Origin of the sequence: Enterobacter sp. MGH85, assembly GCF_001037655.1 — a bacterium.
GTDB lineage: Bacteria > Pseudomonadota > Gammaproteobacteria > Enterobacterales > Enterobacteriaceae > Enterobacter > Enterobacter intestinihominis.
In genome coordinates, this window is sequence record NZ_KQ089925.1 from 619,333 (window position 1) to 643,145 (window position 23,813).

Annotated in this window: 16 protein-coding genes and 5 tRNA genes; 1 reads left to right on the plus strand and 20 read right to left on the minus strand. The window is 53.0% G+C overall.

Features of this window, described 5'->3' with window-relative positions:
- Positions 1-51 precede the first annotated feature (51 nt).
- The 13 genes from rpoC to SK51_RS02905 all read right to left on the minus strand — a co-directional run bounded on the left by rpoC (position 52) and on the right by SK51_RS02905 (position 14,114).
- Positions 52-4,275 (minus strand): DNA-directed RNA polymerase subunit beta', encoded by a 4,224-nt coding sequence (rpoC, locus tag SK51_RS02845; RefSeq protein ID WP_048206583.1) that lies wholly within the window; start codon positions 4,273-4,275, stop codon positions 52-54.
- A gap of 76 nt (positions 4,276-4,351) precedes the next feature.
- Positions 4,352-8,380, minus strand: coding sequence for a DNA-directed RNA polymerase subunit beta (rpoB, locus tag SK51_RS02850; RefSeq protein ID WP_023299068.1), 4,029 nt, complete (start codon positions 8,378-8,380; stop codon positions 4,352-4,354).
- 319 nt (positions 8,381-8,699) lie between these two features.
- Positions 8,700-9,065: a 50S ribosomal protein L7/L12 gene (gene rplL, locus SK51_RS02855; RefSeq protein ID WP_002445276.1), complete on the minus strand. Its 366-nt coding sequence runs from the start codon at positions 9,063-9,065 to the stop codon at positions 8,700-8,702.
- A gap of 66 nt (positions 9,066-9,131) precedes the next feature.
- Positions 9,132-9,629 (minus strand): 50S ribosomal protein L10, encoded by a 498-nt coding sequence (gene rplJ / locus SK51_RS02860; RefSeq protein ID WP_003862338.1) that lies wholly within the window; start codon positions 9,627-9,629, stop codon positions 9,132-9,134.
- A gap of 289 nt (positions 9,630-9,918) precedes the next feature.
- A complete protein-coding gene (gene rplA, locus SK51_RS02865) occupies positions 9,919-10,623 on the minus strand; it encodes a 50S ribosomal protein L1 (RefSeq protein WP_006810530.1) in 705 nt (234 codons plus the stop codon).
- A gap of 3 nt (positions 10,624-10,626) precedes the next feature.
- On the minus strand, positions 10,627-11,055 hold the full coding sequence (rplK, locus tag SK51_RS02870) for a 50S ribosomal protein L11 (RefSeq protein ID WP_003862340.1): 429 nt from the start codon (positions 11,053-11,055) through the stop codon (positions 10,627-10,629).
- Positions 11,056-11,211: 156 nt separating this feature from the next.
- Positions 11,212-11,757, minus strand: a complete 546-nt coding sequence (gene nusG / locus SK51_RS02875; protein ID WP_003862341.1) for a transcription termination/antitermination protein NusG — start codon at positions 11,755-11,757, stop codon at positions 11,212-11,214.
- 1 nt (position 11,758) lies between these two features.
- Positions 11,759-12,142 (minus strand): preprotein translocase subunit SecE, encoded by a 384-nt coding sequence (gene secE / locus SK51_RS02880; protein WP_003862342.1) that lies wholly within the window; start codon positions 12,140-12,142, stop codon positions 11,759-11,761.
- Between the two features lie 227 nt (positions 12,143-12,369).
- Positions 12,370-13,554, minus strand: a complete 1,185-nt coding sequence (gene tuf / locus SK51_RS02885; protein WP_022646700.1) for an elongation factor Tu — start codon at positions 13,552-13,554, stop codon at positions 12,370-12,372.
- A gap of 118 nt (positions 13,555-13,672) precedes the next feature.
- Positions 13,673-13,748, minus strand: a tRNA-Thr gene (locus SK51_RS02890).
- A 6-nt stretch (positions 13,749-13,754) separates the two neighbouring features.
- Positions 13,755-13,829: transfer RNA gene (locus SK51_RS02895), tRNA-Gly, on the minus strand.
- Positions 13,830-13,945: 116 nt separating this feature from the next.
- Positions 13,946-14,030, minus strand: a tRNA-Tyr gene (locus SK51_RS02900).
- Between the two features lie 8 nt (positions 14,031-14,038).
- Positions 14,039-14,114: transfer RNA gene (locus tag SK51_RS02905), tRNA-Thr, on the minus strand.
- Positions 14,115-14,431: 317 nt separating this feature from the next.
- Here SK51_RS02905 and coaA point away from each other — a divergent pair.
- A complete protein-coding gene (gene coaA, locus SK51_RS02910; RefSeq protein WP_032622068.1) occupies positions 14,432-15,382 on the plus strand; it encodes a type I pantothenate kinase in 951 nt (316 codons plus the stop codon).
- A 43-nt stretch (positions 15,383-15,425) separates the two neighbouring features.
- Here coaA and dppF read toward each other — a convergent pair whose 3' ends face one another.
- From dppF to eptB, 7 genes are all read right to left on the minus strand, one after another.
- Positions 15,426-16,424: a dipeptide ABC transporter ATP-binding subunit DppF gene (gene dppF / locus SK51_RS02915; protein ID WP_022646698.1), complete on the minus strand. Its 999-nt coding sequence runs from the start codon at positions 16,422-16,424 to the stop codon at positions 15,426-15,428.
- Entirely contained in the window at positions 16,421-17,404 is a 984-nt protein-coding gene (gene dppD, locus SK51_RS02920; protein ID WP_010426220.1) for a dipeptide ABC transporter ATP-binding protein, read from the minus strand. The genes dppF and dppD overlap by 4 nt, the downstream gene beginning before the upstream one ends.
- A gap of 10 nt (positions 17,405-17,414) precedes the next feature.
- Positions 17,415-18,317, minus strand: a complete 903-nt coding sequence (gene dppC / locus SK51_RS02925; RefSeq protein ID WP_022646697.1) for a dipeptide ABC transporter permease DppC — start codon at positions 18,315-18,317, stop codon at positions 17,415-17,417.
- Positions 18,318-18,326: 9 nt separating this feature from the next.
- A complete protein-coding gene (gene dppB / locus SK51_RS02930; protein ID WP_022646696.1) occupies positions 18,327-19,346 on the minus strand; it encodes a dipeptide ABC transporter permease DppB in 1,020 nt (339 codons plus the stop codon).
- A 161-nt stretch (positions 19,347-19,507) separates the two neighbouring features.
- Positions 19,508-21,115, minus strand: coding sequence for a dipeptide ABC transporter periplasmic-binding protein DppA (gene dppA, locus SK51_RS02935; protein WP_022646695.1), 1,608 nt, complete (start codon positions 21,113-21,115; stop codon positions 19,508-19,510).
- A gap of 621 nt (positions 21,116-21,736) precedes the next feature.
- Positions 21,737-21,813, minus strand: a tRNA-Pro gene (locus tag SK51_RS02940).
- A gap of 91 nt (positions 21,814-21,904) precedes the next feature.
- Entirely contained in the window at positions 21,905-23,599 is a 1,695-nt protein-coding gene (gene eptB, locus SK51_RS02945; RefSeq protein WP_022646694.1) for a kdo(2)-lipid A phosphoethanolamine 7''-transferase, read from the minus strand.
- Positions 23,600-23,813: the final 214 nt, after the last annotated feature.

Sequence of the window (23,813 nt, forward strand, 5' to 3'; positions counted from 1 at the left end):
CCCGACCTGTGATTCATATGCCCGGTAATTTTACCTACCGGGCATCAACGATTACTCGTTGTCGGAACCGCCCAGACCTGCGTTCAGCAGTTCTGCAAGGCTCGCGGATGCATCTTCGGCAGTCACCTGCGGTGCAGCTGGCAGTTCACCCGCTGCACGACGACGCATACGATCCTGGTGGTACGCATAACCGGTACCGGCCGGGATCAGACGACCCACGATAACGTTCTCTTTCAGACCGCGCAGTTCATCACGTTTACCTGCAACAGCTGCTTCGGTCAGGACACGAGTGGTTTCCTGGAACGATGCAGCAGAGATGAAGGACTCGGTTGCCAGAGACGCTTTGGTGATACCCAGCAGATCGCGTGCAAAGGTCGCACCGATTTTGCCGTTCGCTTCCAGATCGCGGTTAGCGATCTTAACGCGTGAGTATTCAACCTGCTCGCCTTCCAGGAAGTCGGAGCTGCCCGCGTTTTCGATGGTTGCTTTACGCAGCATCTGACGAACGATAACTTCGATGTGCTTATCGTTAATCTTAACGCCCTGCAGACGGTATACGTCCTGTACTTCGTTAACAATGTAACGAGTAACAGCATGCACACCACGCAGACGCAGGATGTCGTGCGGCGCTTCTGGACCATCGGAGACCACGTCACCACGTTCCACGCGTTCACCTTCGAACACGTTGAGCTGACGCCACTTAGGAATCATCTCTTCGTACGGCTCGCTGCCATCTACTGGCGTGATAACCAGACGGCGCTTACCTTTGGTCTCTTTACCGAAGGAGATGATACCGCTGATTTCAGCCAGGATAGCAGGCTCTTTCGGACGACGTGCTTCGAACAGGTCCGCAACGCGTGGCAGACCACCGGTGATGTCCTTGGTACCGCCGGATTCCTGAGGAATACGCGCCAGGGTGTCACCAGAGCTGATCTGTACGCCATCTTCCAGCTGTACAATCGCTTTACCCGGCAGGAAGTACTGCGCAGGCATATCGGTGCCAGGGATCAGAACGTCGTTACCCTGAGCATCAACGATTTTCAGTGCAGGACGCAGATCTTTACCACCGGTAGTACGTTCAGCAGAATCCAGAACCACCAGAGAAGACAGACCGGTCAGCTCGTCGGTCTGACGAGTAATGGTCTGGCCGTCGATCATGTCAGTGAAGCGGATGAAACCGCTTACTTCGGTGATAACCGGCATGGTGTGTGGATCCCAGTTTGCTACGGTTTCGCCGCCGGCAACCTGCTCGCCATCACCTTTCGCCATAACCGCACCGTAAGGCACTTTATAGCTCTCTTTGGTACGACCGAATTCGTCGATCAGCTTCAGCTCGGTGTTACGAGAAGTCACAACCAGCTTGCCTGCGGAGTTAACAACAGACTTCGCGTTGCTGAGCTTGATGCTACCTTTGTTTTTCACCTGGATGCTGGATTCAGCAGCCGCACGAGATGCCGCACCACCGATGTGGAACGTACGCATCGTCAGCTGTGTACCCGGCTCACCGATGGACTGTGCTGCGATAACGCCGATAGCCTCACCTTTGTTGATGATGTGGCCACGCGCCAGGTCACGACCGTAGCAGTGCGCACACACACCAAAGTCGGTGTCACAGGATACAACGGAACGCACTTTCACAGAGTCAACAGAGTTCGCTTCCAGCAGGTCACACCACTGTTCGTGCAGCAGAGTGTTGCGTGGAACCAGAATGTCTGCGGTGCCCGGCTTCAGGATGTCTTCCGCGGTCACACGACCCAGTACGCGATCGCGCAGCGGCTCTTTAACATCACCACCCTCGATAACCGGGGTCATGGTGATACCTTCGAGGGTGCCACAATCGTCTTCGGTGACGACCAGATCCTGCGCAACGTCAACCAGACGACGCGTCAGATAACCGGAGTTCGCCGTTTTCAGTGCGGTATCCGCCAGACCTTTACGCGCACCGTGCGTGGAGATGAAGTACTGGAGTACGTTCAGACCTTCACGGAAGTTCGCGGTGATTGGCGTTTCGATGATGGAGCCATCTGGCTTCGCCATCAGACCACGCATACCTGCCAGCTGACGAATCTGTGCCGCAGAACCACGCGCACCGGAGTCGGCCATCATGTAGATGCTGTTGAAGGAGACCTGCTGCTCTTCTACGCCGTCACGGTTAATCACGGTTTCGGTTTGCAGGTTATCCATCATCGCTTTGGATACACGATCGTTCGCCGCAGCCCAGATATCGATAACTTTGTTGTAACGTTCGCCTGCGGTTACCAGACCAGACTGGAACTGCTCCTGGATCTCAGCAACTTCAGCTTCCGCTTCAGAGATGATCTCGTGTTTCTTCTCTGGGATGACCATGTCATCGATACCAACAGATGCACCTGAACGCGCTGCATAAGCAAAGCCGGTGTACATTGTCTGGTCAGCGAAGATAACGGTCTGCTTCAGGCCCAGAATGCGGTAACAGGTGTTCAGCATTTTGGAGATCGCTTTCTTGCCCAGCGCCTGGTTGACGATGGAGAAAGGCAGACCTTTCGGTACGATCATCCACAGAATCGCACGGCCAACGGTCGTGTCTTTCAGGCTGGTAATCGCCACGAATTCGCCGTTTTCATCTTTTTCGTATTCGGTGATACGCACTTTAACGCGCGCATGCAGAGAGGCCAGGCCAGCGCGATAAATACGCTCAGCTTCTTTCGGGCCAGTCAGCACCATGCCTTCGCCTTTGGCGTTAACACAGTCACGGGTCATATAGTACAGACCCAATACAACGTCCTGAGAAGGAACGATGATAGGTTCACCGTTCGCTGGAGACAGGATGTTGTTGGTAGACATCATCAGCGCACGCGCTTCGAGCTGGGCTTCCAGCGTCAGCGGTACGTGAACAGCCATCTGGTCACCATCGAAGTCGGCGTTATAGGCCGCACAAACCAGCGGGTGCAGCTGGATCGCTTTACCTTCGATCAGGACTGGCTCAAATGCCTGGATACCCAAACGGTGCAGAGTTGGTGCACGGTTCAGCAGTACCGGGTGTTCGCGGATCACTTCGTCCAGGATATCCCAAACGACAGCTTCTTCACGCTCAACCATTTTCTTAGCGGCTTTGATGGTGGTGGCCAGGCCACGCAGTTCCAGCTTGCCGTAGATGAACGGTTTGAACAGCTCCAGAGCCATTTTCTTCGGCAGACCGCACTGATGCAGACGCAGGTATGGACCTACGGTGATTACAGAACGACCGGAGTAGTCAACACGCTTACCGAGCAGGTTCTGACGGAAACGACCCTGCTTACCTTTGATCATGTCGGCCAAAGATTTCAGAGGACGTTTGTTAGAACCGGTGATCGCACGACCGCGACGACCGTTATCCAGCAGGGCATCTACCGCTTCCTGCAGCATACGTTTTTCGTTGCGTACGATGATGTCCGGCGCAGCCAGATCCAGCAGACGTTTCAGACGGTTGTTACGGTTGATCACGCGACGGTACAGATCGTTCAGATCCGACGTTGCGAAACGACCACCATCCAGCGGAACCAGCGGACGCAGATCTGGCGGCAGAACCGGCAGAACGGTCAGGATCATCCACTCTGGTTTGTTACCAGACTGAACGAACGCTTCCAGCAGTTTGATACGCTTGGTCAGCTTTTTACGCTTGGTTTCGGAGTTGGTTTCGTTCAGCTCTTCGCGCAGAGTTTCACACTCTTGCTCCAGATCCATACTCTTCAGCAGGGCCTGGATAGCTTCCGCACCCATCTTCGCGTCGAATTCGTCACCGAACTCTTCCAGCGCGTCCAGATACTGTTCTTCGGTCAGAATCTGGTTTCGTTCCAGATTCGTCATCCCGCCTTCGATCACAACATAAGATTCGAAGTACAGAACACGTTCGATATCGCGCAGCGGCATATCCAGCAGCAGGCCGATACGGGACGGCAGAGATTTCAGGAACCAGATGTGAGCAGTTGGAGACGCCAGCTCAATGTGGCCCATACGCTCACGGCGTACTTTGGTCTGGGTCACTTCAACGCCGCACTTCTCACAGATCACACCACGGTGTTTCAGGCGCTTGTACTTACCGCACAGGCACTCGTAGTCTTTTACTGGCCCGAAAATACGCGCACAGAAAAGGCCGTCACGCTCAGGTTTGAACGTACGGTAGTTGATGGTTTCCGGCTTTTTAACTTCACCAAAAGACCATGAACGGATCATGTCTGGCGAAGCCAGAGCAATTTTGATCGCATCAAACTCTTCGGTTTTAGTCTGCGCTTTCAGAAACTTTAATAAATCTTTCACGGATTTGCTCCCGTCGGAGTTAGCACAATCTGGTGTCGGGGGTTAACCCGACACCAGTGACCTGTTTGAGCGAGAATTACTCGTCTTCCAGTTCGATGTTGATACCCAGCGAACGAATCTCTTTCAACAGTACGTTGAAGGATTCTGGCATGCCCGGTTCCATCTGATGGTTGCCGTCTACGATGTTCTTATACATCTTAGTACGACCATTCACGTCATCAGACTTAACGGTGAGCATTTCCTGCAGGGTGTATGCTGCGCCGTATGCTTCCAGCGCCCACACTTCCATCTCCCCGAAGCGCTGACCACCGAACTGAGCCTTACCACCCAGCGGCTGCTGAGTAACCAGGCTGTAAGAACCGGTAGAACGAGCGTGCATCTTGTCGTCGACCAGGTGGTTCAGTTTCAGCATGTACATGTAACCTACGGTTACCGGACGCTCGAACTGTTCACCGGTACGGCCGTCAAACAGCGTAATCTGACCAGACGTTGGCAGACCACCCAGTTGCAGCAGCTCTTTAATTTCAGCTTCTTTTGCACCGTCGAATACCGGCGTTGCAATTGGCATACCCTTACGCAGGTTTTCCGCCAGACGCAGAACTTCATCATCGCTGAAGGTGTTCAGGTCGACTTTCTGACGCACGTCGGTACCCAGATCGTAGGCACGCTGGATGAACTCGCGCAGTTTCGCGACTTCTTCCTGCTGCTTCAGCATGGCGTTAATCTTGTCGCCGATACCTTTCGCAGCCATACCCAGGTGGGTTTCCAGGATCTGACCGATGTTCATACGAGACGGTACACCCAGTGGGTTCAGTACGATATCTACCGGCGTACCGTTAGCATCGTGCGGCATATCTTCGATCGGGTTGATCTTAGAGATAACACCCTTGTTACCGTGACGACCTGCCATCTTGTCACCAGGCTGGATCTGACGTTTAACAGCCAGATACACCTTAACAATCTTCAGCACGCCTGGTGCCAGATCGTCGCCCTGAGTGATTTTGCGGCGTTTCGCTTCGAGTTTTTTCTCGAACTCGTGTTTCAGTTCATCATACTGCTCAGCCAGCTGTTCCAGCTGATTCTGTTTCTCTTCGTCGGTCAGGCCCAGCTCCAGCCAGCGATCGCGTGGCAGTTTGTCGAGCTTCTCAGCTTCAACGCCACCGGCAACCAGCACCGCATAGATACGGCTGAACAGACCCGCTTCGAGGATTTGCAGTTCTTCAGACAGGTCTTTCTTAGCCTGTTTGAGCTGCATCTCTTCGATTTCCAGCGCACGCTTATCTTTCTCAACGCCGTCACGAGTGAAGACCTGAACGTCGATAACCGTACCGGAAACACCGTTTGGTACGCGCAGAGAAGAGTCTTTAACGTCAGACGCTTTCTCACCGAAGATAGCACGCAGCAGTTTCTCTTCTGGCGTCAGCTGGGTTTCGCCTTTCGGTGTAACCTTACCAACCAGAATGTCGCCGCCGGTCACTTCCGCACCGATGTAAACAATACCGGATTCATCCAGTTTGGAGAGCGCAGCTTCACCCACGTTAGGGATGTCGGCAGTGATCTCTTCTGGCCCCAGCTTGGTGTCACGGGACACACAGGCCAGTTCCTGAATGTGGATGGTGGTGAAACGATCTTCCTGAACCACACGCTCGGAGACGAGGATGGAGTCTTCGAAGTTGTAACCGTTCCACGGCATGAACGCTACGCGCATGTTCTGACCGAGCGCCAGTTCACCGAGGTCGGTGGACGGACCGTCTGCCAGCACGTCGCCGCGCTCAACTGGCTCACCCAGAGATACGCAAGGCATCTGGTTGATACAGGTGTTCTGGTTAGAACGGGTGTATTTGGTCAGGTTGTAGATGTCGATGCCCGCTTCGCCCGGATACATCTCGTCTTCGTTAACTTTGATAACGATACGGGATGCGTCAACGTACTGAACGGTACCGCCACGCTTAGCAACTGCTGTAACACCGGAGTCAACGGCAACAGCACGTTCCATACCGGTACCAACCAGCGGCTTATCAGCACGCAGAGTTGGAACGGCCTGACGTTGCATGTTCGCACCCATCAATGCACGGTTGGCGTCATCGTGTTCCAGGAACGGGATCAGGGACGCACCGACGGATACCACCTGTTGGGTGGATACGTCCATGTAGTCAACCTGGTCGCGGCTGAACAGGCTGGATTCGCCTTTGCTACGGCAGGTAACCAGATCTTCTACAAAGTGGCCTTCGTCATCCAGGTTGGAGTTCGCCTGAGCGATAACGTAGTTGCCTTCTTCGATAGCAGACAGGTAATGAATTTCGTCGGTAACCACACCGTCGGTCACTTTACGATACGGGGTCTCAAGGAAACCGTATTCGTTTGTCTGTGCGTACACGGACAGGGAGTTGATCAGACCGATGTTTGGACCTTCAGGCGTTTCGATTGGACATACGCGACCGTAGTGAGTCGGGTGTACGTCTCGAACTTCAAAGCCTGCACGTTCACGGGTCAGACCGCCTGGGCCGAGTGCAGAGATACGACGTTTGTGCGTGATCTCAGACAGCGGGTTGTTCTGGTCCATGAACTGAGACAGCTGGCTGGAACCGAAGAACTCTTTCACTGCCGCAGAAATCGGCTTGGCGTTGATCATATCCTGAGGCATCAGGGTATCCAGATCGCCCAGAGACAGACGCTCTTTCACCGCACGCTCTACACGAACCAGGCCAACGCGGAACTGGTTTTCCGCCATTTCGCCTACGGAACGGATACGACGGTTGCCGAGGTGGTCGATATCATCCACTTCGCCTTTACCGTTACGGATATCGATGAGCTTCTTCATCACTTCAATGATGTCGTCTTTGCTCAGGATACCGGAACCTTCGATCTCGTCGCGCAGCAGAGAACGGTTGAACTTCATACGACCTACCGCGGACAGATCGTAGCGGTCTTCGGAGAAGAACAGGTTCTCGAACAGGCTTTCCGCCGCTTCGCGAGTTGGTGGCTCACCAGGACGCATCATGCGGTAGATTTCAACCAGCGCGCTCAGACGATCGTTGGTTGGGTCGACGCGTACAGTCTCAGAGATGTACGGACCGTGGTCCAGATCGTTGGTGAACAGCGTTTCGATACGTTTGTGGCCAGACTGGCTCAGCTTAGCCAGCAGATCCAGGCTCAGCTCCATGTTCGCCGGGCAGATCAGCTCGCCAGTTGATTCATCAACGTAATCTTTCGCGGCTACTTTTCCTGCAATGTATTCAACCGGAACTTCGATGTGTTTGATATCATCTTTTTCCAGCTGGCGGATGTGGCGCGCGGTGATACGGCGACCTTTTTCCACATACACTTTGCCGTCGGCTTCGATGTCGAACGACGCGGTCTCACCACGCAGACGTTCCGGCACCAACTCCATCTGCAACTTGTTGTCGCGGATTTCAAAGATCACTTTCTCAAAGAACAGGTCCAGGATCTGCTCAGTGGTATAGTTCAGTGCACGCAGAATGATGGTTGCAGGCAGCTTACGACGACGGTCGATACGGACAAACAGGTTGTCTTTTGGATCGAATTCGAAGTCCAGCCATGAACCACGGTAAGGAATGATGCGTGCGTTATACAGTACTTTACCGGAAGAGTGCGTTTTACCTTTATCGCTGTCGAAGAAGACGCCCGGGCTACGGTGCAGCTGGGAAACGATAACACGCTCAGTACCGTTGATAACGAAAGTACCGTTGTCCGTCATGAGTGGAATTTCACCCATGTAGACTTCTTGTTCTTTAATGTCTTTTACGGTGCCTTCCGGCGCTTCGCGCTCGTAGATCACCAGACGCAGTTTTACGCGCAGCGGTGCGGAATAGGTCACGCCACGGATCTGACATTCCTGAACGTCAAACACCGGTTCGCCAAGGCGGTAGCTGACGTACTGCAGCTCGGAATTACCGCTGTAGCTCTGAATCGGGAACACGGAACGGAAGGCTGCTTCCAGGCCGTACTGCCCTTCAGGATCTTGCTCGATAAACTTCTGGAACGAGTCAAGCTGGATAGAAAGGAGATATGGAATGTCCAGAACTTGTGGACGTTTACCAAAATCCTTACGAATACGTTTTTTCTCGGTATAGGAGTAAACCATAGGGTTCCTCAGCTCGCTGACAAGTCGACCCATCTGTCCGACGAAGGGACAGTTTGTGCAACACCATTTTGTGGACCGGAAAATTGAATACTTTCCGCAATACCTGTTGCTATCACGCTTAAACCATTTCATTGCGATTTACACAGAGCGAGCACCCTGTCGCAGTATATTAAGTCGTCGATAGAAACAAGCATTGTCAGGACAACCAGCAGTCAAACAGTGTGAAATGCTGCTGATGCCTTACAGCGCAAAAAGGCTGGTGACTAAAAAGTCACCAGCCATCAGCCTAATTACTTAGGCTGCAACCAGAAAAGTTGGCTTATTTAACTTCAACTTCAGCGCCAGCTTCTTCCAGAGATTTTTTCAGTGCTTCTGCGTCGTCTTTGCTCACGCCTTCTTTCAGCGCAGCTGGAGCAGATTCTACCAGGTCTTTAGCTTCTTTCAGACCCAGGCCAGTTGCGCCACGTACTGCTTTGATTACAGCAACTTTGTTGGCGCCAGCAGCTTTCAGAATTACGTCGAATTCAGTTTTTTCTTCAGCAGCTTCAGCCGGGCCCGCAGCTACAGCTACAGCAGCAGCAGCAGAAACACCGAATTTTTCTTCCATTGCAGAAACCAGCTCTACAACGTCCATTACGGACATAGCTGCTACTGCTTCAATGATTTGATCTTTAGTGATAGACATTTAAATTGTTCCTGAAAATCAGAATAAGTTTATACGTAAGCAAATGCTTTATAAAGATAACTGCGATTAAGCAGCTTCTTTCGCATCGCGTACAGCAGCCAGAGTGCGAACCAGTTTGCCAGCCGCAGCTTCTTTCATGGTTGCCATCAGGCGTGCAATTGCTTCTTCGTAGGTCGGCAGGGTGGCCAGGCGATCGATTTGCGATGCCGGGATCAACTCACCTTCAAAGGCTGCAGCTTTGACCTCAAATTTTGCATTCGCTTTCGCGAACTCTTTGAACAGACGAGCAGCAGCGCCCGGGTGTTCCATAGAGTATGCAATCAGGGTCGGACCAACAAACGTGTCTTTCAGGCACTCGAACTGAGTACCTTCAACTACGCGACGCAGCAGGGTGTTACGAACAACACGCATGTATACGCCAGCTTCACGACCTGCTTTACGCAGTTCAGTCATTTTGTCTACAGTAACGCCACGGGAATCCGCAACTACTGCAGACAGCGCGCCTTTGGCTACTTCGCTGACTTCAGCAACAATCGCTTGTTTGTCTTGAAGATTTAAAGCCATTAGCTTTGCTCCTGGATGTTTGCCGGAACTCATGTTCCGGAACTCACTTCACTCGACCCAACGGGAAGAGCGTCTTAATACGGTGAGCAGAAACAAGCCAGAGTATTTAAAATAATCTTAGCGTTCTGTCACCGTCTACGCAGGGGATTAAGTTTCTTGCGAAACACCTGCGGTCTTCGACGGAGGCCTGGATAGGCCAGGCTCCAACGAACAATTCTTTTAGCCGCTAACTTTTGTTAGCAAACGTGGGGGTAAGATTGTAGACAAAATCACCGCCCACGTAAAGGCATTAGTTTGCAGCAGCGCTCAGGCCAGCCTGGTCAACTGCAACACCTGCACCCATGGTGGTGGAGATGCTAACTTTCTTGATGTACACGCCTTTCGCCTGAGTTGGTTTAGCTTTTTTCAGCGCAACCAGCAGAGCTTCCAGGTTTTCTTTCAGTTTGTCAGCGTCAAAGTCCACTTTACCGATGGTGGTGTGGATGATGCCGTTTTTGTCGTTACGGTAACGAACCTGACCTGCTTTAGCGTTCTTAACCGCTTCAGCAACGTTAGGAGTTACAGTACCCACTTTCGGGTTTGGCATCAGGCCGCGTGGACCCAGAACCTGGCCCAGCTGGCCAACAACGCGCATTGCATCTGGAGAAGCAATAACAACGTCAAAGTTCATTTCGCCTTTCTTGATCTGATCAGCCAGATCTTCCATACCTACCAGTTCAGCGCCGGCAGCTTTAGCCGCTTCAGCGTTTGCACCCTGAGCAAATACAGCTACGCGTACGGAACGGCCAGTACCGTGTGGCAGTACAGTTGCGCCACGAACGTTCTGATCGGATTTACGAGCGTCGATGCCCAGGTTAACGGCAACGTCAACGCTTTCAACGAACTTAGCAGTTGCCAGTTCTTTCAGCAGAGCGATAGCTTCGTTGATGTCGTACTGTTTGGTCGCATCAACTTTGTCACGGATCACGGACATGCGCTTGGTCAGTTTAGCCATTTCTTAGTCCTCCACTACCAGGCCCATGGAACGTGCAGTACCTTCAATGGAGCGAGTCATCGCTTCAATGTCGGAACCAGTCATGTCGGCAGCTTTGGTCTGCGCGATTTCCTGCAGCTGAGCGCGGGAAATTTTACCCACTTTGTCTTTGTTCGGCTTACCGGAACCAGACTTGATGCCCGCTGCTTTCTTCAGCAGAACTGCTGCTGGAGGGGTTTTGGTAACGAAAGTGAAAGAACGGTCAGCGTAAACAGTGATTACAACTGGGATTGGCAGACCTTTTTCCATGGATTCAGTTTTGGCGTTGAACGCTTTACAGAATTCCATGATGTTCACACCCTGCTGACCCAGAGCTGGACCAACTGGTGGACTTGGGTTCGCCATACCTGCTGCAACCTGCAGCTTGACGTAGGCTTGTACTTTCTTAGCCATTCTAAAATCCTCTGATTGGGTAATAACGCCTCGGAGAGGCTCCCCGTGAATAAAATTCGTTTTACGGGTCGGAACCCATAAAAACAAAAGGCGCGAAATTGTATTCCAATCTCGCGCCCTGTGCAACGATTAAATCGTCGCTTTTTTGATCGCTGCTTAGGCTTTTTCTACCTGAGCAAAGTCCAGCTCTACCGGGGTCGCACGACCAAAGATAGAAACGGAAACTTTCAGGCGGGACTTCTCGTAGTCCACTTCTTCGACGACGCCATTAAAGTCAGCAAACGGACCGTCGTTAACACGAACCATCTCACCCGGTTCAAACAGCGTTTTCGGACGCGGTTTATCACCCACCTGCTGGAGGCGGTTCATAATCGCATCAACTTCTTTGTCGCTGATTGGCGCCGGACGGTCAGATGTGCCGCCGATAAAGCCCATCACGCGTGGTACGCTGCGCACCAGGTGCCAGCTCGCGTCGTTCATCACCATCTGAACCAGCACGTAACCCGGGAAGAATTTACGCTCGCTTTTGCGACGTTGGCCGCCACGGATCTCAACCACTTCTTCGGTCGGAACCATAACTTCGCCAAATAACTCTTCCATATTGTGTAATTTGATATGCTCACGCAGCGACGTAGCTACGCGGCCTTCAAAACCGGAAAACGCCTGAACGACGTACCAGCGCTTTTTAGGGGCTTCAGACATCTCAGAACCTCAGGCCAGTGATAAAGGATACCAGGCGAACCAGAATACCATCCAGTCCCCACAGGATCAGTGACATTACAGCGGTTACCGCCGCTACAATCAGCGTGGTGTGCAATGTTTCCTGGCGAGTCGGCCAAATGACCTTGCGGACTTCGGTACGCGCTTCGCGGGCAAACGCAACGGTCGCTTTGCCTTTCGTCGTCAACAGCGCGACACCACCCGCCGCAGCAATCAGAATTACCACTGCAAGCGCGCGTAGCGGCAGCATCATGTCACGATAAAGATAGTTGCCGACAATCGCCACAATCAGCAGCACGGCTACAACTACCCATTTCATCGCTTCCAGGCCGCGCCCGCTCCCTTGAGCTTCGGTATTCGCACTCATAAACCAACCTGTCAGAAGTATTCTACAAACATTTTCACCCCGCGAGTGCGAGGCAAACCAATCGAAATGCTATTCGCTTTTCGTATTATACGCTCTCCGCAGAGCCTGTCTCAGCAATGATTATGACAAAATTAATCACTGATGAGCCAGGTTCTGATGTGAAAGCGTGCAAAAAGGGCATCAAATGATGCCCTTTTATTGCGCATTGCGTCAAATGTTATCAGCGATTAGCCGAGAACTTTAGCAACAACGCCCGCGCCAACGGTACGGCCGCCTTCACGGATTGCGAAACGCAGACCGTCGTCCATCGCGATTGGGTGGATCAGAGTCACAACCATCTTGATGTTGTCGCCTGGCATTACCATCTCTACGCCTTCTGGCAGTTCGATGGTACCGGTCACGTCAGTTGTACGGAAGTAGAACTGTGGACGGTAGCCTTTGAAGAACGGAGTATGACGGCCGCCTTCGTCTTTGGACAGAATGTACACTTCAGATTCGAACTTGGTGTGTGGCTTGATTGAGCCTGGCTTCGCCAGAACCTGACCACGTTCGATTTCTTCACGTTTGATACCACGCAGCAGAACACCAACGTTCTCACCAGCACGGCCTTCGTCCAGCAGTTTGCGGAACATTTCAACGCCAGTACAGGTAGACTTCGCAGTCTCTTTGATACCAACGATTTCAACTTCTTCACCAACTTTGATGATACCGCGCTCTACACGACCGGTAACAACGGTACCACGACCGGAGATGGAGAATACGTCTTCGATTGGCAGCAGGAATGGCTTGTCAATCGCACGCTCTGGTTCTGGGATGTAAGAATCCAGGAAGCCAGCCAGTTCGATGATTTTCGCTTCCCACTCTGCGTCGCCTTCCAGCGCTTTCAGCGCGGAACCACGAACGATTGGGGTATCGTCGCCTGGGAAATCGTACTGAGACAGCAGTTCACGGACTTCCATCTCTACCAGTTCCAGCAGCTCTTCGTCATCAACCATGTCGCACTTGTTCAGGAACACGATGATGAAAGGAACGCCTACCTGACGACCCAGCAGGATGTGCTCACGAGTCTGAGGCATAGGGCCGTCAGTCGCAGCAACAACCAGGATCGCGCCGTCCATCTGCGCAGCACCGGTGATCATGTTTTTAACATAGTCGGCGTGGCCTGGGCAGTCTACGTGTGCGTAGTGGCGAGTCGGGGTGTCATACTCAACGTGAGAGGTGTTGATGGTGATACCACGAGCTTTTTCTTCTGGTGCGTTATCGATCTGGTCGAAAGCACGAGCAGCACCGCCGTAGGTTTTAGCCAGTACGGTAGTGATTGCAGCGGTCAGCGTTGTTTTACCATGGTCAACGTGGCCGATAGTACCGACGTTAACGTGCGGTTTTGTACGTTCAAACTTTTCTTTAGACATCGATTGTCCCTCTAAGACACGGATAAATCGGTGATATCACCACATCAACCAGGCGAAAATGCCTGAACTGTTGAATACATTTACATTGAAACAGAGAGAAAGGGAGGGAGAAGTGAAGTGGTGCTGATACCCAGAGTCGAACTGGGGACCTCACCCTTACCAAGGGTGCGCTCTACCAACTGAGCCATATCAGCACGTATTGGAGCGGGCAGCGGGAATCGAACCCGCATCATCAGCTTGGAAGGCTGAGGTAATAGCCATTATACGATGCCCGCATCCTGAAACTCGGCTACCCAGTTCTTTCTGTAACAAAAAAAGAGATTTCTCTCTTTTCTGTTCGAGCTGGTCAATTTTTCCAACCAGCTCCGGCGGCGTTGACGCTGCCAGAAAGTGGTGGTGGGGGAAGGATTCGAACCTTCGAAGTCTGTGACGGCAGATTTACAGTCTGCTCCCTTTGGCCGCTCGGGAACCCCACCGGACTTGATGGTGCCGACTACCGGAATCGAACTGGTGACCTACTGATTACAAGTCAGTTGCTCTACCTACTGAGCTAAGTCGGCATCAAGTAGCGCGCATTCTATGGAGACCTGCGCAGTCATGCAACTAAAAAATTGCATAAAACGTTCTTTCGCTCACATTTTATTCGAAACCAGGGCTAACCGCTGTAAATTCATCCGCTCGCGATTAAAAATCCAACATGAACGCCTGATTTCGGCACGCTATAGCCCCGGGTGATGCCTGCCCGGTTAAGCATCGCTTTCCCATATTTTTTCTTATTATTCCTCTCATCTGGTGTTAACCTCCTGCCCATTGTCCAAAATTAACTATGTGATGAGCCCGCACCCGCCGTTTCGTGATGGTTCACAGAAGCATGCTTATGAGCAAAAAAGAGCAAACGTTAATGACGCCCTATCTTCAGTTTAACCGTAGCCAGTGGGCAGCCCTGCGTGACTCCGTCCCTATGACACTGACGGAAGGTGAAATCGCACGGCTAAAAGGGATAAACGAAGATCTCTCCCTGGAAGAGGTGGCAGAAATCTATCTCCCCCTCTCTCGCTTGCTTAACTTTTACATCAGCTCCAACTTGCGTCGTCAGGCCGTACTGGAACAGTTCCTCGGCACGAACGGTCAACGTATTCCTTATATCATCAGTATTGCGGGCAGCGTGGCAGTGGGTAAAAGTACCACCGCGCGCGTGCTACAGGCGCTGCTGAGCCGCTGGCCGGAACACCGCAGCGTGGAGCTGATCACCACCGACGGCTTCCTGCATCCCAATGAGGTGTTGAAAGAACGCGGCCTGATGAAGAAGAAGGGCTTCCCGCTCTCTTATGATATGCACCGCCTGGTAAAGTTTGTCTCTGATTTAAAATCGGGCGTGCCGAACGTTACCGCACCGGTCTACTCGCATCTGATCTACGACCGCATCCCGGATGGTGACAAAACGGTGGTGCAGCCCGACATCCTGATTCTGGAGGGCTTAAACGTACTGCAAAGCGGGATGGATTACCCTCACGATCCGCATCACGTGTTTGTCTCTGACTTCGTCGATTTCTCAATTTATGTGGATGCGCCTGAAGATCTGTTGCAACGCTGGTATATCAACCGCTTCCTGAAGTTCCGTGAAGGGGCGTTCACCGACCCGGATTCTTACTTCCACAACTACGCTCAGCTCTCTGAAGAAGAGGCTATCAACGTGGCGACCGGGCTGTGGAATGAGATCAACTACGTCAACCTCAAAGAGAACATCCTGCCGACGCGCGAACGTGCAAGCCTGATCCTCACCAAGAGTGAGAAACACGCCGTTGACCAGATTCGTTTACGGAAGTAGATCTCAGACGTAAAAAAAACCGGCTTATCGCCGGTTTTTTCCTTTATGCATGCGGCTTTTCGCCGTTTTCATCCTGATCGACCGCGAAGCAGGCCACCAGCTGTCCGCCATAATCTTTCAGTTGTGGCTGCAACTGCGTACACGGACCGAAGCGGCGACGGCAGCGGGCGTTGAACGCACATCCCGGCGGCGGGTTAAGCGGGCTTGGTAACTCGCCGGTCAACTTAATGCGCTCACGACGGTCATCCGGGTTCAGTCGCGGCGTCGCAGACAGTAGTGCCTGAGTATATGGATGACGCGGGTTATTAAAGATCTGATCTTTCGTCCCCTTCTCTACGCAGCGTCCCAGATACATCACCATCACCTCATCGGCAATGTGCTCAACCACAGACAGGTCATGGGAGATGAAAACGTACGACAGCCCAAGATCCTGCTGTAAATCCATCATCAGGTTCAGCACCTGCGCACGCACGGATACGTCGAGCGCCGAAACCGGTTCATCGGCAATCACCACGTCCGGGTCGAGCATCAGACCACGGGCGATGGCGATACGCTGACGTTGACCGCCAGAGAACATATGCGGATAGCGATCGTAATGCTCGGTTTTCAGGCCCACCTTCGCCATCATCGCCAGCGCTTTTTCACGACGCTGCTCTTTGCTCAGGTTGCTGTTGATCAGCAGCGGCTCTTCCAGAATCTGCCCCACTTTTTTTCGCGGGTTCAGCGAACCATACGGATTCTGGAACACAATCTGGATTTTCTGACGTCGCAGTTTCTGCGCCTGCGGATCGTGCTTGAGCAGATCCTGGCCCTGATAGTAAAGCTCGCCGCCAGTCGGAACTTCAATCATCGTTAACAGACGGCCCAGCGTGGACTTCCCACAGCCAGATTCCCCTACCACCGCCAGCGTTTTTCCGCGTTCGAGAGTAAAGGAGACACCATCCAGCGCTTTTACCAGGCGCTCAGGAGCAAAGAGGCCCTTCTTCACCGGGTAATGTTTTTTCAGGTCGATGGCCTGCAACAGCATTTGTTGCGTACTCATAGTGTTGGCCTCCCGGCATCATCGAGTGGGTAGTGGCATTTCGACTGACGTCCGTCAGCTAACAGGTTCAGCTCCGGCTCGTCGACGCGGCATTTATCCGTCGCATACGGGCAGCGCGGGTTAAGCAGACAGCCCTGAGGACGGTCATATTTACCCGGTACCACCCCCGGCAGCGAGGCCAGACGCGCTTTATCCTGCGCGAACTCCGGCAGCGCGCGCAGCAGCGCCTGCGTATAGGGATGACGCGGGGCCCGGAAGATATCGTGTGAACTCCCGGTCTCCACCACCTGGCCTGCATACATCACAATGATTTTGTGTGCCGCTTCAGCCACCAGCGCCAGATCGTGCGTAATCAGCACCAGCGCCATATTCTCTTTCTGCTGCAACTCCAGCAGTAGCTCAATAATTTGCGCCTGAATGGTCACGTCCAGCGCGGTTGTCGGTTCATCGGCAATCAGCAGTTTTGGACGACAGGCAATGGCCATCGCGATCATTACACGCTGACTCATCCCACCGGACAACTGGTGCGGATAAACGTCCAGACGCGATGCCGGATCGGGTATACCCACCTGCGTCAGCAGGTCAATAGCGCGCTGGCGACGGGTTTGCTTGTTACCGCCCTGGTGCACCTTAATGGCTTCCATAATCTGGAAACCCACGGTGTAACACGGGTTCAGACTGGTCATCGGGTCCTGGAAGATCATCGCCACTTCCGCTCCCACCAGCTGGCGGCGCTGTTTTTCGGAAATGCGCTGCAGATCCTGACCATTGAACTCCAGGCTTTCCGCCATTACGCGGCCGGGATAGTCAATCAGCCCCATGATTGCCAGTGAACTCACTGACTTACCGGAACCGGACTCCCCAACGATACCAACCACTTCGCCCTGATTTACGCTATAGCTGATGCGGTCCACAGCACGAAACGGTGTGCCTTCATCGCCGAAGTGCACCGATAATTTATCTACATTTAATAACGCCATCTCGTGCCTCTTACTGCTTCAGTTTGGGATCAAGTGCATCACGCAGACCATCACCCATCAGGTTAAATGCCAGCACCGTCAGCAGAATCGCCAGACCCGGGAAGGTGACGACCCACCAGGCGCTTTGCGCGAACTGCAACACGTCGGAGAGCATGGTGCCCCATTCCGGTGTTGGCGGCTGCGCACCCATGCCAAGGAAGCCAAGAGCGGCCATATCGAGAATGGCGTTAGAAAAACCGAGCGACGCCTGAACAATCAGCGGTGCAAGGCAGTTAGGAAGAATATTGACGAACATCTGGCGCATCGCCCCCGCACCCGCCACTCGAGATGCTGTCACATAATCGCGGTTCACCTCGACCAGCACGGCCGCACGGGTTAATCGGACATAGTGAGGAAGCGCAACGAACGTTAGCGCGAGCGCGGCATTGCCTATCGAAGGACCAAAGACCGCGACCAGCACCAGGGCCAGCAGAAGGCTTGGCAATGCCAGCATGATATCGACGATACGCATGATGACGTTATCAACGATGCCGCCGAAGTAGCCCGCCACCAGACCAAGCACAACGCCCATGATCAGCGACAACACCACAACGAGACAGCCAACCAGCAGAGAGAGGCGCGCACCGTACATCAGACGAGACAGCACATCGCGGCCAACGTCATCAGTACCGAGCAGGTGCGTCAGGCTACCACCTTCCTGCCAGGCCGGTGGCGCGAGCAGCGCATCACGGAACTGGTCCGCGGGGTTATACGGCGCAAGGAAGTTCGCAAACACCGCAATCAGGATCATGATGGAAACATATACCAGCCCGACGACCGCGCCTTTGTTGCGCTTGAAGTAGTGCCAGAATTCCTGCATCGGCGTCATTGGCACCGGTGCGGTAACCGCTTTATTTTGAGTAACTTGTGACATGATGGCCCCTTACTTCTTATGGCGAATACGCGGGTTCACCACGCCGTACAGCAAATCGACCAGCAGGTTGACGAGGATAATCATCGTCGCGACCAGCAATACACCGCCCTGCACAACCGGATAATCACGGCGTTGCAGCGCATCAATCAGCCAGCGTCCAAGGCCTGGCCAGGAGAAGATGGTTTCGGTCAGGATCGCCCCGGCCAGCAGCGTACCGACCTGCAAACCGATAACGGTCACCACCGGCAGCATGGCGTTACGCAGGGCATGAATGATGATGACGCGCATACGGGTCAGACCTTTAGCGCGGGCAGTACGAATATAATCTTCGCCCAGCACTTCCAGCATGGAGGAACGAGTCATACGCACGATCACCGCAAGTGGGATGGTGCCCAGCACCATTGCAGGCAGGATCATGTGCGCAACCGCATCAATGAAGTTGCCCTCTTCGCCCCAGATCGCCGTATCAATCAGCATAAAGCCGGTTAACGGGTTGGTGTCGTCAAGGAAAACCATATCGCTGACACGTCCGGAGACCGGCGTCAGGTTCCACTGCACCGAGACCAGCATGATCAGCATCATGCCCCACCAGAAGATAGGCATGGAGTAGCCGGTCAGTGCCAGGCCAACGGCGGTGTGGTCGAAAATAGAGCCACGCTTAACGGCAGCCAGCACGCCGACGGGAATCCCCACCGCGGTCGCGAAGATCATGGCGCAGATGCCGAGTTCCAGCGTCGCCTGGAAACGCGGCACGAACTCGTCCCACACCGGAAGACGGCTTTTCAGTGAAATCCCTAAATCGCCGTGTAATACGCCCCAGATGTAGTGGAGGTACTGCTGCCACATCGGCTTATCAAGGCCGAGTTCAGCCAGCAGTTGCGCATGACGTTCAGGGGAGATACCACGCTCGCCCGCCATAATCATCACCGGATCACCCGGGATCATATGGACGAAGGCAAAAGTGAGAAGGGTGATACCGATAAACGTCGGGATAACCAGTCCCAGACGTCGGAGGATGAACTGCAACATAACCCGGATTCTCTCTGATGACGCACGCTCAGTAGCGTGACGTCTGTATTGCTCACAAATGTAAATTCCCTCTCCCTTCGGGAGAGGGTTAGGGTGAGGGGATGCATGCACGCCCCTCACCCCTGCCCTCTCCCACAGGGAGAGGGAGAACACCCTACTTATTATTCAACAGACACGTTTTCGAAGTGGTGTTTGCCCAGTGGATCGACCACGTAGCCCTTCACTTCTTTACGCACTGGCTCGTACACGGTGGAGTGAGCAACAATCAGCGCCGGAGCCTGATCGTGCATGACAACCTGCGCTTGCTTGTACAGTTCGATACGTTTGTTGTGATCATCGGTCGCACGCGCCGGCTGGATCAGGTCTTCAAACGGCTTGTAGCACCAGCGAGAGTAGTTGGAACCGTCTTTCGCTGCCGCACAGCTGAACAGGGTCGCGAAGAAGTTGTCCGGATCCCCGTTGTCGCCGGTCCAGCCCATCATGACCGCCTGGTGTTCGCCCGCTTTGGCGCGTTTCAGGTACTCGCCCCACTCGTAGGTCACAATTTTGGCCTGTACGCCAATCTTTGCCCAGTCAGCCTGAACCATTTCCGCCATACGACGTGCGTTCGGGTTGTAAGGACGCTGTACCGGCATCGCCCACAGCTCAACGGTGAAACCTTTATCCTGGCCCGCTTCTTTCAGCAGCGCTTTCGCTTTCTCGGGATCGTAGGTGTAGTCCTTAATGTCGTCGTTATAGCCCCACATGGTTGGTGGGATCAGGTTCTTGGCCGCAACGCCAGCGCCCTGGTAAACGGCTTTGATGATCGCTTCTTTGTTCACCGCGTAGGTCAGCGCCTGACGCACTTTCACGTCATCGAACGGTTTCTTCTCGGTGTTGAAGGAGAGATACCCCACGTTCAGGCCCGCCTGCTCCATCAGGTTGATATTTTTGTCCTGCTTCATGCGCGCGATGTCAGCCGGGTTTGGATACGGCATCACCTGACATTCGTTTTTCTGCAATTTTGCGTAACGCACGGATGCGTCAGGCGTGATGGAGAAGACCAGACGGTCGATCTGCGGCTTGGTGCCCCAGTAGCCCGGGAAGGCTTTATACAGAATACGGGAATCTTTCTGGTACTGAAGCAGCTGGAACGGGCCGGTACCGATTGGGTTCAGGTCCACTTTTTCCGGCGTGCCGGCTTTCAGCATGTTGTCCGCGTACTCTTTAGAGAGAATAGAGGCGAAGTCCATCGCCAGGTCAGCGAGGAATGGCGCTTCCGGACGCGTCAGCACGAACTGAACGGTTTTATCGTCCACTTTTTTCACTTCAGCAATCAGGTCTGGCAGACCCATCCCTTCGAAGTATTCATAGCTGCCGCCAGACACTTTATGGTACGGGTTCTGGGCATTTTTTTGACGGTCGAAGGAGAACACTACGTCGTCGGCGTTAAAGTCGCGCGTAGGTTTGAATTCTTTGCTGTCCTGCCACTTCACGCCCTGACGCAGGTGGAAGGTATAGGTTTTACCGTCTTCGCTGATATCCCACTTTTCAGCCAGGCCAGGAATCACTTCCGTGGTACCGGTTTTAAATTCAACCAGACGGTTATAGATCGGTACAGAGCTTGCGTCGTAAGTCGTACCAGAGGTAAAGAGCTGTGGGTTAAAGCCTTCCGGAGAGCCTTCAGAACAGTAAACCAGGGTTTTTGCCTGTACGCTTGCTGCGACGGTCATGGCCACCAGGCTCAGACCAAGCTTCAGCATCCCTGACTTCTTCAAGGAAATACTCATTATTGTGCTCCAATGTGATGTTTTGCTTTGTTGTGTTACGCCGCCTGACCTTTATTTATTTTTTACCCGGTCCGGTCGGTGATGCCCGAGGGCGTTAAAAGGGATAGAGAATCCTTTCAGAAGAGCGTTTGAGTTGCAGCGCAGATCCTCCCTGAAATGCCCCTCGTGCCCTACAATCTGTCAACAGAATGTGAAAACGTCAATACAGGTGGCGGGGATTTACGTGGAGTGTGAGAAACCGCAAACAAAGATTAAAAAAACTCTGAATGCCAGTTTTCAGCAGAGAAATTTATGCTACTCGCCATGTTGCAGCACAAACCCCTCCCTATTTCGCAACACCCAGTGATTAAGTTTTATTCAGAATGGGTAAATTTTCTTACAGAATGGTGATTATCTGAGCACTAAATACCGCGAACGTTAAAACGCACAGCGAAAAATGCTGAGGTTATCCATAAGCAACGCGAAAAAAGATCAAACTATATATAAAAAAATACAATGGATTATGTCACAAAACCGCAAGCAGGCAGGGGGATGCAGGGCTAAGGGGTATTTTGAGGACTCGTGTGGGGTAACGCGTTAATGCAAAAAGGGCTAACCTTGCGGTTAGCCCTTTTTAGAATGTGGTCGGCGAGAGAGGATTCGAACCTCCGACCCACTGGTCCCAAACCAGTTGCGCTACCAAGCTGCGCTACTCGCCGAATGCGGAGCGCATCTTACTGCTGAGGTGCGCCCTCGTCAATCCCTTATTTTCAAAAAGCCATTCAACTGGCGATATTCTCGCCAGACCAGCTACTGCGCGGCTTTTGTGGTGTTATCAGGGAGTTTACACCAGTTGTTGTTTTCGTTAATCCCACCGTTCGGTGAGGTATAGCCGAGACAGCCCATAATAGTGTCGTACAGCTCAACGTGACGGCGCGGTACCTTAATCTCTGCCTGCTGTTTCAGGTGGGCAAACATTTTAGCTTTGTCCGGGTTTTCCAGATACTTGTCCGACATCCACATGATCATCGGCACGCGGAACTGCTCTGGTGGCGCCAGCTTACGCGGCGTACCGTGTAAATGCTCTTTCTCGTTGATGGACTCGCCGTGGTCGGCCGCGTAGATCACAATCGCTTTCTTATCGCGAAGCTGGTCAATCACCCGGCTGAGGAAGGTATCCACATACAGAATCGAGTTATCATAGGCATTGATCAACTCCTGCTTGCTACAGTTCTTGTTAATGCCGACGCACTCAGGCGTCCATTTGGCGAAATCGCGCGTGTAACGCTGATAGTAGCTGTAGTGTGACCCTTTGGTATGCAGAACAATAAGGTGCTTACCCTGCGGATGGTTTTTTAGCGACTGTTCCATCTCAGAGAGCAGCAGCATGTCATCAACGTTCTTTCCGCGGTTACGCGGCTCGGCGCCAATCTGCTCGCGGTAGGCGATGTTATCCGCCATGGTGTTGGTGTAGAACCACATCTCACTTTGCATGGCGAACAGATCGGAGCTAAATCCAAGCTGCTTCAGAACAGCAAATACGTTTTGCTCTTTGAGAGTGCGTTGAGGGTTATCACTCGCACCGCCCTCGCGAACAAACATACAGCGCAACGAGAGCTTCGTGGCGGTATCGCAGGAGTAGCCGCGGTATGCCACCAGATTCTTTTCCTGCGCCAGTTTCGGGGTGGTATCGCGGTCATAACCGAGAATACCCATATGATCCCAGCGCGTCGTTTCGCCGATAACGAAGACCACGTAAGTATCATCCAGCCCGTCAGCCGGAGCCTGGTAGGTGAACTTTTTGGTTGGGTTAATCAGCGATTTCACATCGCTGGATTCGTCCGCCTGAGCCCAGGCATAAAGACCTAACGCCGACAGCCAGTTAGACGGCAGGTACGAGTTAGCCACCACGCCGCCGTAGCTTGGCATATCCACGCCTGTCGCTTTTTCGATCCGTTTTTGCTGCTTTTCCATCAGGCGAATAGGCGCCCATACCAGCAGACCCGCCAGAAGAACGACGGCGACGTTGCGGATGCGCTGTCCCCGGGTACGCAGCTGGCGTAACAGGGTGTAGCGACAGGTGTTACTCCAGATAAAGAAGAGCGGGATCAGGCAGGTCAGAATCGTCCACAGGATGAACCCTTGACCCACCACCTCTTTCGAGAGGTCGATGTCCGTGGTCATCACCGAGGCCACAATACCGTAGCCAATGACCACGTTCATGAATGTCATGTAATAGCTTGCGGCGGCGGAGATAATCACCACCAGCGAGGCCAGAATTTGCCATGTACGACGGCCAAAGAGAGAGAGCAGGCGTAACAGGAAGAAGGTCGCCAGAATTGAGCCAAACACTTCAATCGCGGCAAAAATTCCATTTCTTACAGTGAGGTGTTCGAAATAACCTTCCACTCGTCTGAACAGCACCGCGCCATTCAGAAACAAACCGATATAGACAGCCAGCATCAGACACAATCTTTGCTGGGTAAGAGACCTAATATATTTCATGCAAACAACCCTGGGGGAAGGGGTATAAAAACCCGCCGAATCTCAGTGAGAAAGCTGACAGAGTAAGTAGATGCGAGAGAAACCGTTATCAGAAACGTCTACAAGCGCGATAAGTAGACCACAGCAGGGAAGAAAAGTGGCAGCAGAGAATGTGAATCGATGAAGATTTTTACAAAATAGCAAGTCCGGAAGCGATTTAGAAATAAATAAAAGA